The sequence below is a fragment of the Microbacterium sp. LWO12-1.2 genome (assembly GCF_040675875.1).
Taxonomy (GTDB): Bacteria; Actinomycetota; Actinomycetes; order Actinomycetales; family Microbacteriaceae; genus Microbacterium.
The window spans coordinates 2,461,070-2,475,948 of record NZ_JBEGII010000001.1; the positions used below are offsets into that span (position 1 = coordinate 2,461,070).

At 67.6% G+C, this 14,879-nt stretch carries 14 protein-coding genes; 1 reads left to right on the forward strand and 13 read right to left on the reverse strand.

Annotation, left to right across the window (positions count from 1 at the left end; all coding sequences use genetic code 11):
- Positions 1–39: 39 nt before the first annotated feature.
- The 7 genes from MRBLWO12_RS11890 to MRBLWO12_RS11920 form a co-directional block, all read right to left on the reverse strand.
- Entirely contained in the window at positions 40–882 is an 843-nt protein-coding gene (locus MRBLWO12_RS11890) for a fumarylacetoacetate hydrolase family protein (protein ID WP_363555710.1), read from the reverse strand.
- A gap of 31 nt (positions 883–913) precedes the next feature.
- Entirely contained in the window at positions 914–1,882 is a 969-nt protein-coding gene (locus MRBLWO12_RS11895; protein WP_363555712.1) for a Gfo/Idh/MocA family protein, read from the reverse strand.
- Complete coding sequence (locus tag MRBLWO12_RS11900; RefSeq protein WP_363555714.1) at positions 1,879–2,895, reverse strand: Gfo/Idh/MocA family protein; 1,017 nt, start codon at positions 2,893–2,895, stop codon at positions 1,879–1,881. The genes MRBLWO12_RS11895 and MRBLWO12_RS11900 overlap by 4 nt, the downstream gene beginning before the upstream one ends.
- Positions 2,885–4,426, reverse strand: a complete 1,542-nt coding sequence (locus MRBLWO12_RS11905; RefSeq protein WP_363555716.1) for an N-acyl-D-amino-acid deacylase family protein — start codon at positions 4,424–4,426, stop codon at positions 2,885–2,887. Before MRBLWO12_RS11905 ends, MRBLWO12_RS11900 begins: the two co-directional genes overlap by 11 nt.
- A gap of 84 nt (positions 4,427–4,510) precedes the next feature.
- Positions 4,511–5,221: an SDR family NAD(P)-dependent oxidoreductase gene (locus MRBLWO12_RS11910; RefSeq protein ID WP_363555718.1), complete on the reverse strand. Its 711-nt coding sequence runs from the start codon at positions 5,219–5,221 to the stop codon at positions 4,511–4,513.
- Positions 5,218–6,078 (reverse strand): fumarylacetoacetate hydrolase family protein, encoded by an 861-nt coding sequence (locus tag MRBLWO12_RS11915; RefSeq protein WP_363555720.1) that lies wholly within the window; start codon positions 6,076–6,078, stop codon positions 5,218–5,220. Before MRBLWO12_RS11915 ends, MRBLWO12_RS11910 begins: the two co-directional genes overlap by 4 nt.
- Before the next feature lie 160 nt (positions 6,079–6,238).
- Positions 6,239–8,458: a sialidase family protein gene (locus tag MRBLWO12_RS11920; protein WP_363555722.1), complete on the reverse strand. Its 2,220-nt coding sequence runs from the start codon at positions 8,456–8,458 to the stop codon at positions 6,239–6,241.
- Between the two features lie 286 nt (positions 8,459–8,744).
- Between MRBLWO12_RS11920 and MRBLWO12_RS11925 the strand changes: the two genes are divergently transcribed.
- Entirely contained in the window at positions 8,745–9,350 is a 606-nt protein-coding gene (locus MRBLWO12_RS11925) for an HAD family hydrolase (protein ID WP_363555724.1), read from the forward strand.
- A 21-nt stretch (positions 9,351–9,371) separates the two neighbouring features.
- Here the strand turns inward: MRBLWO12_RS11925 and MRBLWO12_RS11930 are convergent, their stop codons facing one another.
- The 6 genes from MRBLWO12_RS11930 to MRBLWO12_RS11955 all read right to left on the reverse strand — a co-directional run bounded on the left by MRBLWO12_RS11930 (position 9,372) and on the right by MRBLWO12_RS11955 (position 14,876).
- A complete protein-coding gene (locus MRBLWO12_RS11930; RefSeq protein ID WP_363555726.1) occupies positions 9,372–10,127 on the reverse strand; it encodes a PIG-L deacetylase family protein in 756 nt (251 codons plus the stop codon).
- Between the two features lie 44 nt (positions 10,128–10,171).
- The gene (locus MRBLWO12_RS11935) at positions 10,172–11,008 is read right to left on the reverse strand and encodes a carbohydrate ABC transporter permease (RefSeq protein ID WP_363555728.1); all 837 of its coding nucleotides are present in this window, start codon (positions 11,006–11,008) and stop codon (positions 10,172–10,174) included.
- The gene (locus tag MRBLWO12_RS11940; protein WP_363555730.1) at positions 10,998–11,906 is read right to left on the reverse strand and encodes a carbohydrate ABC transporter permease; all 909 of its coding nucleotides are present in this window, start codon (positions 11,904–11,906) and stop codon (positions 10,998–11,000) included. Before MRBLWO12_RS11940 ends, MRBLWO12_RS11935 begins: the two co-directional genes overlap by 11 nt.
- A 52-nt stretch (positions 11,907–11,958) precedes the next feature.
- Positions 11,959–13,257 carry an extracellular solute-binding protein gene (locus MRBLWO12_RS11945; protein ID WP_363555732.1) on the reverse strand — a complete coding sequence of 433 codons (1,299 nt, stop codon included), beginning with the start codon at positions 13,255–13,257 and terminating at the stop codon, positions 11,959–11,961.
- 162 nt (positions 13,258–13,419) lie between these two features.
- Positions 13,420–14,205, reverse strand: a complete 786-nt coding sequence (locus MRBLWO12_RS11950) for an SDR family NAD(P)-dependent oxidoreductase (RefSeq protein ID WP_363555734.1) — start codon at positions 14,203–14,205, stop codon at positions 13,420–13,422.
- Positions 14,202–14,876, reverse strand: a complete 675-nt coding sequence (locus MRBLWO12_RS11955; RefSeq protein WP_363555736.1) for a GntR family transcriptional regulator — start codon at positions 14,874–14,876, stop codon at positions 14,202–14,204. The genes MRBLWO12_RS11950 and MRBLWO12_RS11955 overlap by 4 nt, the downstream gene beginning before the upstream one ends.
- Between the last annotated feature and the right edge of the window lie 3 nt (positions 14,877–14,879).

A 14,879-nucleotide genomic window follows, 5' to 3' on the forward strand; every position in this document is an offset into this window, starting at 1 on the left:
GTCGTGCGGGGTACAGGGCGGCGAGCGGCGACCGGGCGGTCAGCCCGCGATGACGGGGGTGCGCAACGGGCCCAGGCCGGCGACCTCGGCGACCATCACGTCGCCTGCCGCGAGGAAGTCGCCCGTCGCGGCGCCGACGCCGGCCGGCGTACCCGTCAGCAGCAGGTCGCCGGGTCGCAGCGTCATCAGTCGCGATGCGAACGACACGAGCTCCGCGACCGAGAAGATCATCGCGGCGGTCGATGAGTGCTGTCGGATCACTCCGTTGACCTCGAGCGTGAGGTCGAGATCCTGCGGATCCGGCACTTCGTCCGACGTGACGAGCCAGGGTCCGATCGGGGCTGATGCGTCGAGCCACTTCCCCGCGAGCCAGTCGAAGAAGACCGTCCATTGCTGGCCGTCCCGCTCGACCCCGAAATCGAAGGAGCGCGCTGAGATGTCGTTGGAGGTGACGTAGCCGAAGACATGCGCCAGAGCGTCGCTCTCCGAGACATCCCTGGCCTCGGTTCCGATCACGACTCCGAGTTCGGCCTCCCAATCGAGGGATGCGGTGATGCCGGGCAGCGGCACCGGGTCGCCGGGGCCCGCCAGAGTCGTGTCTGGTTTGAGGAACAGGCGCGGGGTGCTGAAGGCCTTGACCCGCTCCTCAGCCCCGCCTTCTCTGACGTGCTCCTGATAGTTCGCGGCAACGCCGATGATCTTCCCCGGCCTGGCCAGGGGAGCCCGCAGCCGCACGTCCGCGACCGCGACGTGACCGATGGGTCGGCCTCCGGGGGCGCCCGCGGCGAGATCGAGGTATCCGCGGCCGAGGACGACGATCTCTGCGCCGTCCAGATAGCCGTGGTGCTGTTCCCCGTCGTGATCGAAGCTGACGTATTTCACCGTTGTGTTCCTCGCATTCTCTCGATCTCCCTCACCACTGCGCTCCGACCACTTCGCCGGTCACCGCGCACTCGGATGCGACGTCAAGGAATCGAGAGAGCCCCGCGAGGTCCTGAAGACTCACCTCGAGCTCTGCGCGGGCGTCCGCGTCCGTGAGACCCGCGACGAGCATGTCGACCGATCCGGGACCGTACGGCCGGTCGGTGGAGCCACGTCCGCTACGCACCCGCACATGCGGTGCGGTGAGGTCGACCAGCAGGGAGCCGTGCGAGCCGAGGACGCGCACGCGGCTGGACAGCACCTCGGGGGCGCCATCTGCCGTTCGCGTCACGTGGATTCCTACGACGACCTCACGCTCGCTCTGCGCCAGCAGCGTCCAGCTCTGCTCGTCGCCCTCGGCGCCGTGGGACACGTCCGCGCTCACCCGCAGTTCGGCAGGCCCCACCAGACGCCGCATGAGATCGGTCGGATACACCACCAGGTTGCGCAATTCGCCGCCGTCGGCGGGGCCATCTCCTCGTGCGACGACGAGCTCCGCGTGTACGGCCCGAAGCAGACCGATCTCTCCTCCGCGCACCGCGCGCAGCGCGCGCAGGAACGAGGGGTGAGCGGCGAAGTGATGCCCCGCCAGCAGAGTCATGCCGGGCAGAGAGAGCGCGAGCGCATCGAGTGTGTCGGTGCTGTCGAGTGTCGGTTTGTCCAGCAGCACCGGCACGCCAGCGTCCCGCGCCGCCCGAAGCACGATCTCTCGCCGCGCGCCGCGCTGACAGCAGATGATGCCGTCCACGCCCCGCAGGTCGGGGACGGCATCGCGGACGAGCGCGATCTCCTCGGCAGCGGAGAGCCGCTCGACACGGTCGCTCTCCGCCGCCTCGGCAGCAGGATGAGCCCAGATCGAGACGATGTCGGCCCCGATGCGCCGCGCGGCGGGAAGCCACATGTCGCGCTGGTGGTCCTGGCTGGACAGCCCGTCGCTTCCCGCCAACAGAAGACGAGTCATCTTAGATCTCCGATCGTGACGGAGCAGCCCGTGGCGAGAGACTCCTCTGCGGCCTCTGCCCAGCGGATCACCTCGAGGCTGTCGCGCGCCGGCGGAAACGCCCGACTCGCATCCGCGATCGCGTCGATGAACCGCTCGATCTGCCCGGAGAAGGAACGCGCGACTGCGCCACCCGGCGACCACGCCCCTTGTGCCCGATCGGTCCATGCCAGAAGACCCTCCGAATCCCAGCGGCGTTCGATCGCTCCCGCAGACCCGACCACACGCATCTCGGTGAACGAGGAATCGCGGGGGATCTCCGCGCGACTGATCTCGCACCGCGCGACGGCACCGTTCGCGAAGCGCAGGTCGATGACGAGATAGTCGTGGATGGCCAGCGCGGCGCTCGTGACCTTCTGACCGACGGCACGGACCGCGATGGGACGGTCGTTCATCCACCACGCCGCGAGGTCCATCAGATGCACGCCGTTGTGGAGCGCATGGCCGCCGGACTGCGCCCTGTCGAGCACCCAGGAAGACCATCCGCCCCACAGCCAGCCCCCGTTCATCACGATGTGGATGTAGCGGATCTCGCCGATCTCCTCGCCATGCACCAACTCAGCGATCGCGCGCGCCTGATCGCTGTGCCGATGGGTGTGCCCGACCACGAGCACGCGCCCGAGATCTTCGGCCCGTCGCACGAGCAACTCGGCATCCGCCGATGTCAGCGCGAGCGGCTTCTCGAGGAGCAGGTGCTTGCCCGCCTCGATGATCGCCCGGCCCAGCGGAACGTGCGTGCGATTGGGCGTGCACAGGATTACCGCATCGACGTCCGCATCGGTCAGCACCTCCGAGAACTCCGTCTCCGGGCGCGCGCCGTGCGCGGCCGCCAGCTGCTCGGCTGCACGTGCGTTCGTGTCGCAGACGCTCACCAGGCGCCCCCGCGTCGAGCGTGCGAGCGCACCGGCATGCGAAAGCGCGATGCCGCCCGCTCCGACGATCGCGAATCCCGTCTGCTGCTGTTCACTGCCCACCGGCCGACCTCCTCCTGATGATGCGGCCCGGCCGGGCCGCGGTCTGCACTGCGTGTTCGATCACCGGCTGACCCCCCACGACGACATGAGCGATCCCCGACGACGGCGTCGCCGGAGCCGCATCCGTCGCATGGTCACGGAGCGCGGCCTCGTCGAAGACGACGAGGTCCGCCAGGGCGCCCTCCTCGATCACGGCCCGCGAACCCACCCGCATCGCGGGGTCGTGTGTGCATCGCCGCAGCGCCTGCGCGGGAGTCAGACCGACTTTGCGCATCAGCCGATACGCGCGAGGGAACGTGCCCCATGAACGCGGGTGCGCCGCAGTCGTGGTGTGGGTGGATGCGAGCGCCGCTCCATCGGATGCGATCGAGATCCACGGAGTGCGCATCGCTGTCTCGAGGTTCGCTTCGGTCGAGCCCACGACCGCGACGTCGACCGCGCCGTCGTTCTCCGCGAGGAGTCCGGCCAGCCACCTCCACGGATCGCAGGGGTCGGGTCGACGCCCGACCGCGTCCGGCGTCGACCTCGCCTTCATCACCGTGATGGCATCGGGAGCGAACCCGGAGCGCTCCAGCCCTTCGGCGACCTGCGCCACCGGCAGCACTGCGCATGCACGCTCCCCCGCTGCGCGCAACGCGGAAGGGAGCAGCTGCACGAGGTTGGTGTGGCCGGAGAGGTACGGGTATGCGTCGGCCGCCACGTCGAGATTGCGCCGCGCCGTCTCGATGCGCGTGAGAACGTCGTCGTAGCGTCCGACATCGTCGCCGATCATGCGCAGATGTGACAGCTGCAGGCGTACCCCCGTGGATTCGGCGAGCCCGAGTGCCTCATCGACCGCGCCGAGGAGCCCATCTTCGGAGTAGGAGCGCAAGTGCACCGAGAGCAGGGCGTCCGCTGTCCGCACAGTTTCCGCGACCGCGCGGAGCTCCTCGGGATCGGCTGCCTGGCCCGGTGCGTACATGAGGCCGAGGCTGACGCCCAGGCATCCCGCATCGAGTGCGCGGTGGACAGCTTCGATCAGATCGCGACGATCCACCGTCTCCCCCGATGCATCGTGTGCGACCGCGGCGCGAAGCGTCCCATGACCGATCAGGGCCCCGACGTGCGTGGCTCCCGAACTCCGCTCGAGGGCGTCGAGCCACGACCGCGCGTCCGTCCACTCCCACCGTCCCGCATCGACGACGTCGACGGGCCCGATGACCTCGCGCGTGCGCTCGGCCGTGCCGACCAGCGGCGCCGGAGTCATGCCGCAGTTCCCGACGATCTCTGTCGTGATCCCCTGCGTGATCCGGCTCTCCTGGCCCTCGTAGACGAGTCGGCTCAGGTCTGAGTGCGTGTGGATGTCGACGAACCCCGGGGACACCAGCAGGCCGGTGCAGTCGAGCGTCCTCCGTGCCTGCAGCGGCGATCCCGGTGGGACGATCGCGCTGATCCGTCCCCCGGCGAGCGCGATGTCGGCGGCGCGCAGACCGCCGTCGACGACATCGACGAGTGTCCCTCCATGCAGGAGGAGATCGGCTTCACTGCTCACATGTACTCCCTGGGATCTCGGGCGGTGCGATTCGACCATCAGCATTCGGCGCGGACAACTCAGGTTCGGCACTGCCGAACACGCTCAATAGGTGGCCCGTCCCCCGCTGATGTCGTAGATCGCGCCGGTCGAGAAGCTCACCGCGTCGGAGGCCAGCCAGGACACCAGCTCCGCGACCTCCTCGGGCCGGCCGACGCGCCGCATCGGGATGAGACTGGTGATGTGCGCGAGCACATCCGCTCCCGTGGTCGCGTTCATCGGCGTCGCGATCACCGCGGGGGCGATCGCGTTCACGAGCACACCGGTCGTCGCCAGCTCCTTCCCCGCCGCCTTGGTGAGAGCGATGACCGCGGCCTTGGATGCCGAGTAGACCGACAGCTGGGGGTTACCGTCCTTACCCGCGATGCTCGCGAGGTTGATCACCCTCCCCCAGGCGCGTTCCACCATGCCGGGGATGCATGCCCGCATCATCAGGACCGTGCCGAGCACGTTCACGTCGAACACCGCCCGCCATTGATCGGGCGTGGTCTGCACGAGCGGGAGGTTGGGCCCGACGACACCGGCCGAGTTGACGAGCACATCGACCGGCGGCAAGTGCTCCAGGGCGGCTGCCACGGCGTGGTCATCGGTGATGTCGAGGTGGACGTCGCAGGGTCCGACCACGTCGACCGTCGTCACCCGCATCCCGGCTGCGCGGAGACGCACTGCCGACGCGGCGCCCAGCCCGCTCGCACCTCCGGTCACGATCGCGTGCCGTCTGATCGCCTCACCCCGCGCGCTTCCCTCGGCGTTCATCGGGGTCCCACGACGTTCTGTCGCTGTGCGCCCAGACCGTCGATACCGAGTTCGATCACGTCGCCAGGCTGGAGCCACACCGCGGGCTCATGCCCCATGCCCACTCCCGGCGGTGTTCCGGTATTGATGAGGTCGCCGGGTTCCAGCACCATGAACTGGCTGATGTAATGCACGAGCTCCTCCGGCGGGAAGATCATCGTGGACGTCATGCCCGTCTGCCTGCGCACACCGTTGACGTCGAGCCACATGCGCAGCGCTCGCACATCGGCGAACTCATCCGGCGTGACCAACCAGGGACCCGCGGGGTTGAAGGTCTCAGCCGACTTGCCCTTGAGCCATTGCCCCGATCGCTCGAGCTGGAACGCACGCTCGCTCACGTCGTTGACGAGCACGTATCCGGCGATGTGCTCCCTCGCCTGCTCCGGCGACTCGATGTAGCTGGCGCGTCGTCCGATCACGATGCCGAGTTCGACCTCCCAGTCCGTCTTGGTGCCGCCTCGAGGTATGCGGACGTCGTCGAACGGGCCGATGAGAGTGTTCGGCGACTTGGTGAAGAGGATCGGTTCCTCCGGTATCGCCATGCCGCTCTCCGCCGCGTGGTCGGCGTAGTTCAAACCGACGCAGACGATCTGGTGCGGCCGGGCGATCGGCGCACCGATCCGCTGCTCCCCCAGCGGCAGCGTGCGCCTCTCCGCGAGGCGCTGCGCGACGATCTGCGCGAGAGTCCCGCTCCCACCCGACTCGAAGAACGTCGAGTCGATGTCATCGACGAGGTCGGACACGTCGACGTACTCCTTCTCCCCCACGAGCACAGCAGGGCGCTCCGCGCCCGGGGCGCCGATTCGAGCGATCCTCATCTTCTTCCTTTCCTCAGTGGCACCATCAGGCTTCACGTGTGCTCTGAACGAGTGCGCCGGCGAATACATACGGCACCGATCCTGTGCGGCGGGAGCGAGGGGGCCGAATGCTGTTCGCACCCACCGAATCCGCTCCTCTCCACCCGGAGACCTTGACCGATCAGGGGGTGATCGCGACCGACACGATCCCGGTCGTGTTCCTCGCGGTGTCGTACACGCGATACTGCACAGTCGTTCCGACCGGAACGTCGACGGAGACGCTGCTCACGCCCAACGGCGTCGGCAAGGTCGTCGTGACCCAGCTCGACGCGCCGGAAAGCAGGTAGCCGATCGTCTTGACTCCTGAGAGCGCATCAGAACCCGTGATCGTGAGGCGTCGAGTCGCAGGATCACCGGTCGCTACCATCGCGATGCTCGCCATGGGCGCCGTGCGGTCGACGTTGACGCTGACCGTCCGGACTGTGGAGCTGTTGAGCGCGTCGTCTCTTGTCCGGTAGACGAAGGAGTTGAGCCCCTCGGCGTACCCCGAGGTATCGACGGCGACCGAGGTCGTGCCGGGCTGCCAGCCGCTCCCCGTATCCACTTCCACCGTCGGTGCGGAATCGTGACGATCGTGCGCCGTCAGGACGATCTGCACGGGAACAGAGGAGAACCAGCCGGATGCGGGCTCCACCGGGCTGAGCTGGACGTACGGCGCGACGGTGTCTGTTCCCGGCGCTCTGCGATCGAATCCCGTCGCAGGAGCGCGCAAAGCGACGCCGGCCAGCCCTGCCCATCCCTCGCTCGCGGTGATGGTCACGCGGATCCCTGTCGCGTTCAGGTCGCGTCCGACGCCGAACCAGTCCAGCGCGTCGACCCGAGCATCCTGGTAATCGCGCACTGGCGTCCACACCTGCGCGCTGCCCACCCCTGTCGCCACCTCGATCACCGCGGACTCGCGGTATCCGGGTTTCAGCGCGACTCCGATCTCGCCGACTCTCAGTGGCTCGGCGAAATCGGCCTGCCACACGTGCGGTGTGCCGTGCGTGTTCACGCTGGTGTTCGCGACGGCCATCGTGCCGTAGTCCACGACGCCGTCCACCGGCCCAGACGGCGAGAACCCTGCGGCGGTGTGGTTCATCGTCGTGGTGATCGTGGCGTCGCCCTCCGCGACGAGCGCACCCAACGGGATGTCTTCGGCCTCCAGGTCGAGGAAGGTTCCCCCGATGGTGCCGGCCATCCGGTCGTAGTAGACCGTCAGCACGCCACCATCGGCCAATTGCACGGATCCCGAGTACGCCTGATCGCCGAAATCGCGGGGACCGCGGTAGATGAGTGTCTGCTCGGCACCAGCCCACCCGTGGGCGGGGTCGTAGATCAATCCCGCCGTGGGACGACCCTGCCCCCAGGCTCGCGACCGGTCGCCCCAGGTGAGGAGCACATTGCCGTCGCGCAGACGGAGCAGGTGCGGAGCGTCGCCCTTCAGCCCGGCGATGTCCACCGGCGATGTCCAGGTGTCGCCGTAGTCCGACGAATAGCTCACCCTCATGACGGCATCCTGAGGGTTATAGGACGTACGGGCCACCATCATGATCTCCCCGGCGCCGAGGTCTACCAGCGCAGGCTCGACGTACCAGGTCGCCGGGGTGGTGGTGCCCGGCACGTAGTAGTCGGGACCTGACCACATCACGGTCCGCTCGTCGGCGACATCCCAGGTCGCACCGCCGTCGAAGCTGCGAAGCACGTGCGCCGCGGGGGCGCCCTCGCGGCCCCGGCGATCACGCATCGCTGTGAAGGGCAACAGCAGGTCTCCGTTGTCCAGTTCGATGAGTTCGCCGTTCCCTGCCGCGTATCCGTAAGGGCTGGTGTAGGCCACGGTGGCGGGGACGAGCGGGGAGGACCAGGTCGCACCGTCATCCGTGCTGCGGATGAGGTTGATCGTCCGGTTGTTCGAGCGGTTCGGGTTGTTGAAGTCGTAGTACCAGAGCAGGACGTCGCCGTTGCGAAGCACCGTGACGTTCGGCTCCTTCTCGTCGGGCACGCCCGGAGTGTCGACGATCGTCGTCGCCGACGACCAGGTGCGGCCTTCGTCATCGGACGTCCGCATCGCGATGCGACTGTAGTTCGAATGGCTCGGCGAGTCGGAGTATGCGATCAGGAGCCGTCCGTCGGCGAGCCGTGCAATGGAGGGGAACCATCCGCAGTCCACGACCTCGTTGTCCTCACGGCTCTTCGTCATGTCCCAGGGAAGACAGTCGGAGTTCTCCGGCGACACGATCTCGACGTCCGGCTGTATCGGCAGGTCGACCTGGCTTGCGGCGACGGCCGGGTGTGCGGGCAGCAAGACCACCACAAGCAGCGCAGCGACGACCGCGGCGACGGATCTGACGGATCTACTCATCACTGAGCCTCTCTTCTGTAATGGTCGACGGAACTCACGGACGACGTCGTCCCGCAGTGAAGTACCGACAGGCAAGCACCCGGCGTCGGCGCCGGCCATTCGCGTTCGCACTGTCCGAACGGCAGATCTCCCGCCGACACGTCGGTGTGCGTGGGGAGAGCCTACGAGACGCGCCACCCATTGTCGACAATCGACGATAGAATCATCGAAGAGGTGCCTCGGCTTCGACCGCCACCACCGGAGACAGCGAAGCGGCGCATCCGCCACCTCAGGATCGGACGCATGCATGCAGACCTCCCCGCACCACTGGCATCACCTCGCGGAGCAGGCCGCACGCGGCGCATACTCCGCGGTTCTCTTCGATTGCGACGGAACCCTGGTGGACTCGGAACCGTTGTGCGAGCGGGCATGGAGATCCGTCGCAGACGATCTGGGCCTCCCCCGCACTCCCGACGTCTCGCCTGCGGGCTCCAGCTTCGAACAGAGGATTGGTGCGCTCCGCCGACACCACCCCGGGCTGCCCCCGTCAGCGGACCTCTACCGTGCCTACTGGTCCCGGCTGAGCCGGCTCTATCGAGCAGAGCTCCGGCCGATCGTGCCTGTGTACGACACTGCGGTGCGACTCCGACGATCCGGCGTCCCGGTGGCGGTCGTGAGCAACAGCGAACAGCTCCGGCTCGAGTTCACCATCCTGTGCGCGGCGCCGCGGCTGTCTGCCGAACCGCTGGTGGGGTGGAGCCAGGGTCGTCGCCCCAAGCCCGCGCCCGATCTGTACCTCCTTGCGGCGGATCTGCTCGAGGTGGCGCCGTCGCGGTGCCTTGCCGTGGAAGACAGCCCGATCGGCGCGGAGGCCGCCCTCGCAGCGGGCATGACGGCCACGCTCGTGCGCTGACCCTGGGCACCCGACGTCGATTCACTCCGCCGCTGCACGCCACTCGCCGGGAAGCAGCTCCGCTCCACCCGTCACCGGGTAGGTCGGCACGCTGCGGAAGCCTTCGACGAAATCCCATCGAGTATGCCCGGCTCGGACTTCCGCCTGCTTCCTGGCCTCCGCGATGTAGTCGTCCCCGTACGCGCGCTGCATCCATTCCACCTGGCTCGCGTGCAACCTCAACAGCTCTTCCTTGAGCGCCTGGTGTCGCGAGATGTCGACGAGGAACTCGGGTTCGAACGAGATCCCGCCGAGCGTGTCCATCACGAACAGATGCGGGATCCTGTCCAGCGCCGGGTACCGCGTGCGCACGTGGGGCACAGCGGCAGGGATACGGCTGTCGATCGCGATCTGGCCCGCGATGCGGTGATCGGGGTGGTAGTCGTCGGTGGAGTGCACGAAGACCACGTCGGCTCGCGCCTGACGATACGCGTCGATGAACGCCACTCGGCTCGCGCGGTCATTGAAGAGCATCTCGTCGGGGAAACCCATCCAGATCAAGTCCACCCCCAGACGTGAGGTGGAAGCCTCGGCCTCTTCGAAGCGTTGCGCGGCGATCTTCGCGGGGTCAGCGCCCCCTCCCCCGACTTCGCCGTTGGTGGCGATCGCGAACGTCACCTTCGCTCCCGCTTCGGCGTACAGCGCCATCGTGCCACCGCAGAGGATCTCGATGTCATCCGGGTGGGCCCCGATCGCGAGGACGGACAGGTCGGACAAGTCAGGGGTTCGCGTCGGCATGAGGGTTTCCTTCTCTGAGGAGGTGAACGGGGGCACGCCGAGCATCACTTGAGCCCACTGGAGGCGAAGCTCGCGACGATGTGACGGCGCAGGACGAGGAAGACCAGGATCACCGGGATCGCCGCGAGCATCGAGACGGCGAGCACCTGGCCGTAATCGGTGGCGTTGGACCCGCGGAACTGGGAGAGCCCGAGGGGCACCGTCGTCATCCGGGTGCTTCCCACCACGATGAGTGGCCAGAGGAAGTTGTTCCAGCTCGCGAGGAAGGTGAGCGCCCCCAGCGCAGCCAGCGGCCCCCGCGCCAGGGGCATGACGATCCGCAGGAAGATCCGCAGTTCACCGGCGCCGTCGATGCGTGCGGCCTCGAACAGCGCCTGCGGCAGTCCCGCGAGGAATTGCCGCATCAGGAAGACACCGAACGCACTGACCGCGCCGGGGATGATCAGCCCCGCGAAGCTGTCGAGCCACCCGAGCGTGCGCACCTGGACGAAGAGCGGGATCATGATGGCCTGGAACGGCATCATCATCGCGGCGAGCGTCAGGACGAACAGCACTCGTCTCCCCGGGAACGAGAAGCGCGCGAATCCGTAGCCCGCCGTCACGCTGCCCACCAGCGTGAGAGCCGTGACAGCGATCGCCACGAGGAAGCTGTTCGCGAAGTAGGTCACGAATGGGGACGACTGCCATCCGAGCACGTAGTTGTCGACGGTGAATCGAGTGGGCATCTGGAACAACCCCGTACTCATCACCTCTCCTGTGGGGGTGAAGGACGACTTCACCGCCCAGATCAGCGGCGTCGCGACGAGCAGGGCCGCCCCGACGAGTAGGACGTGCGGGCCGGATCGGCGCAGGATCCGGAGCGAACGGGGGTCAGTCGTCATGCGAACTCCTCAGTGCGCGGAACTGGACGATGGCGAAGAGGATGGCGATGACCAGCAGCACGACGGCCATCGCCGAGGCCTTGCCGACGTTTCCGAACGAGAATCCGACCTGGTAGATGTACAGCGACAGCGTCTGCGTCGCACCGCCGGGCCCTCCCTGAGTCAGCAGGTACGGCTGGACGAACAGTGTCAGGGCCTCCGTCGTCGCGATCACCAGCACGAAGAGGAGGACGGGGCGCAGCAGCGGCACGATGATGTGCACCAATCGCTGCAGGGGCCCAGCGCCGTCCATGCTGGCCGCTTCCAGGATCTCGGCGGGGATGTCCTGGAGACCGGCGAAGACGAGGATGGTGTAGTAGCCGACGTTCGTCCACACCATGAGCATGAGGATCGAGACGAGCGCCCACACCGGGTCCGCGAGCCATTTGATCTGCGTCCCGAGCAGCGTGTTGATCACGCCCTGCCCCAGGTACATGGCCCCCCAGATGATGGACGACACCACGCTCGGGATCACCAGGGGCAGGTAGAACACCGCCTGATAGGCCGCCCGACCCCGCGCGACGTTGCTCATCAGCAGAGCGAGAACCAGTGCCAGGACGGAACCGGGGAGCGCGACGCCGGCGGCGACCTGGAAGGTCACGATGAGCGCCTGCCCGAAGGCCGAATCCTCGAACAGAGCCAGGTAGTTGGCCGCGCCGACGAACTTCGGACTCCCCACGAGGAACCACTCGGTGAAGCTGAGCACGATCGCGGCGACCGACGGACCCAGCACGAAGAACGTGAGCCAGATGAAGGTCGGCGCCACGAACGCGATGCCGACACGTGCTTCGCGGCGAGGGAGAGAGGCGGGGCGTTCGCGTCGATGCGGTGTCACGATCGCCGAGGTTGAGTCATCCATGATTCTCCGTTCCGTCGGGGTGCGGTCGACGCATCGGCCGCACCCCGAGGCCTCAGTTGTCGAGCAGAGGCTCGATCGCGGCGTGCGCTGCGTCGAGTGCGCTCTGCGCGTCGTCGCCGTTGACGACCACTCGCTGGATGGCGCTCTCAAGGATCTGGCTGATCTCGTTGTACTGGCTCAGCGGCGGAAGGAAGTTGCCGCGAGCGAACCCTTCGACGAACACCTCCCAGCTCGGAACATCGGCGGTGGCCTCATCGGTCAACACATCGTTGTCTCCGAGCCAGATCCCGGCCTCCGCGAAGTAGGTCGGAGAGGCATCGGCCAGGTAGCGCGCGAACTCCCACGCCTCCTTCTGGTGAGCGCTCGTCGCCGGCACGTAGAGTCCGTAGCCGTACAGATCCGCTCCCACCGTCTCCCCACCGAACGTGGGGTACTGGCCGACCGTCCATGGGATGTCCGGATAGGTTCCCTCCAACGTCGGGATGAACCAGGAGCCGCCGGTGTTGACCATCGCCGCGGTCCCGTCGCCGAAGAGGGCCTCCGCATTGGTGGATGCGGTCGGCCCGAGCGCGGGGTCGTTGACGCCATGATCGTTCGCCAGGTCACCCCAGGTCTGCAGCGCCCTGACGGCCTCGGGCGAGTTGACGAACGACTCCGAGCCGTCAGGACCGAACAGCATTCCGCCCGCCTGCCTGGTCATGGCGTCGAGCACGAGCACATCCCGCACCTGGTTGTTCAATGACAGCGCGACACCTTCGGCCGGACCGCCCGGCGCATCCTGGATCAGCGCGCCCACGGTCGCCACGTCGGCCCACGTCTTCGGGAAGTCCTTCACCGGATCGAGGCCGGCGTTGGCGAAGTGCTGATCATTGACCCAGAACTGGTACGTGGAGATCTCGTGCGGGATGCCGATGAACTCTCCGTCCGCGGAGAATCCGGCCCCGATCGCCTCGGTGTACTGGGCGGCGAGCTCGTCGGCGGTCATTCCGTACGCCTCGTGGTCGACGGGGGCGAGGTAGCCCTTGGCGATCAGGCCGGCGGCATACGACTGGAAGTAGTTGACGAGGTCGGGTCCGCCGCCTGCCGCGATCGCGGCGTTGAGCTTGGCGGCCATGGTCCCGAACTCGATGGGCAGGTAGTCGATACGGACGCCCGGATGGTCTTTCTCGTACTGAGCGATCAGCTCGCGCTCGACCTCCTGCGCGGGAGCGTTGACGTGCGTCCAGTAGGTGATGGTCGTCGCGCCGTCCGCGGACGGTGATCCCTCCGCCGCGCACCCCGTGACAGCCAGCGCGGCGAGTGCCGCGACGGTGATGCTTGTTCCGCGCCGACCCCAGAGTCGTCGTTCCATAGTGTTCGCGCCTTCCGCCCATTCGGTAGCTGAATGCCGGCAACCCTGCCGACGGATCGGCTCTAGTCGATTGTCGACAATGATCCTCAGACCGTGATCCGTCCGTTATCGAAGGCGTCTCTCCGACCGTTCGAGGCGCCGAGCGGCACCCTCGAACGCGACTCAGAACGTGTTCGCGCTCTTGGCCAGCAGGCCCCCGTCGCACACCAGGTGACTGCCGGTGACATAGGCGCTCTCGTCGCTCAGAAGCCAGAGGACCGCATCCGCGATCTCCTCCGGTCGCGCCATCCGCCCGAGGGGGATCTGACGCTGCGCCGCCTGCGCCAGCTCGGTGCGACGGGCCAGCAGCGCCTCCCCTTCCAGTCCGAAGTAGAGGATGTCCGTATCGGTGGCCCCGGGTACGACCGCGTTCACGCGCACCCCGTCGGGGGCGCCGTCCAGAGCCGCTGCGCGCACGAATGCCGAGATGCCGCCTTTCGATGCACCGTATGCGGTGTTCGCACCTCCGGCGAAGCCCACGAACGCAGACGGCGACGAGACGCACACCAGCGATCCGCCCGATCCCCGCGCGCGCCAGTGGTTCACGGCCGCCCGAGACGTGAGGAATGTTCCGCGGAGGTTCACCGCCATCACACGGTCCCAGGACTCCACGGTGGCGGAGGCGAGAGGCTCGCTGACCTCGATGCCCGCATTGGCAACGACGCCCGAGATCTCGGGCAGCCGATCCACGACCGCCTCGAATGCGGCGTCCACCTCACGCTCATCGCTCACATCGCAGACGAGAGGAAGGGCCGATGCCGCGCCCGCAGCGAGCACAGCGGACGCCGCGTCGGCCAGCGCCCGCTCGTCGATGTCGAGCAGGGCGACGTGCCTTCCCCGCTTCGCCGCTCCGATCGCGATGCCTCGCCCGATCCCGGATGCGGCTCCCGTGACGACGACCGCGCTCACCGGTCGCTCTCCGACACAGCGTCGGAGGAGAAGTGCGTGCGGATGTGCTCCGTGATCGCCTGAAGGCCGTGGTCGCGGTCACCACTCCGCAGCGCACGGACGAGCTCTCGATGCTGCTCTGCCACGGCGTGCGAGTCGCCATAGTAGTTCGCGTCCCGGCGGAAGTACGCGCGGACGCGAGGCTGAATCGTGCGCCAGATCTGCAGGCAGTGCTGCTGGCCGGACAGGATGACGATGGCCTCATGGAACCGGATGTCGTCGTCGGCGAGACGGGTAAGGTCACCTGCGGAGGCAGCCGCGTCCATGCTGTCGATGATGCTCTCCAGACCGGCGATATCGTCGTCTGTCACCACCGACATCGCCTTGTCGAACGCGAAGCGCTCGAGCGCGACACGGATCGGCACGAGCACGTTCTCGATCTCCTCCTGCGAGACGCCGAGGACCTCGGTCCCGCGATACGGGTAGGACACGACAAGTCCTTCCTGCTCGAGCTGGCGCAGAGCCTCGCGGACCGGCGCACGACTCGTGCCCAGTTGCGCTGCCAGCTCCAGCTCGGTCAGCTTCTGCCCCACTTCCAGATCCCCGGTCGTGATGGCCTCGCGAAGAATCTCGGCGACGCGCTCACGACGGGACGCGGCAGGGACAGAGGGGAGGGAGGAGAGAGCGCTCATCAT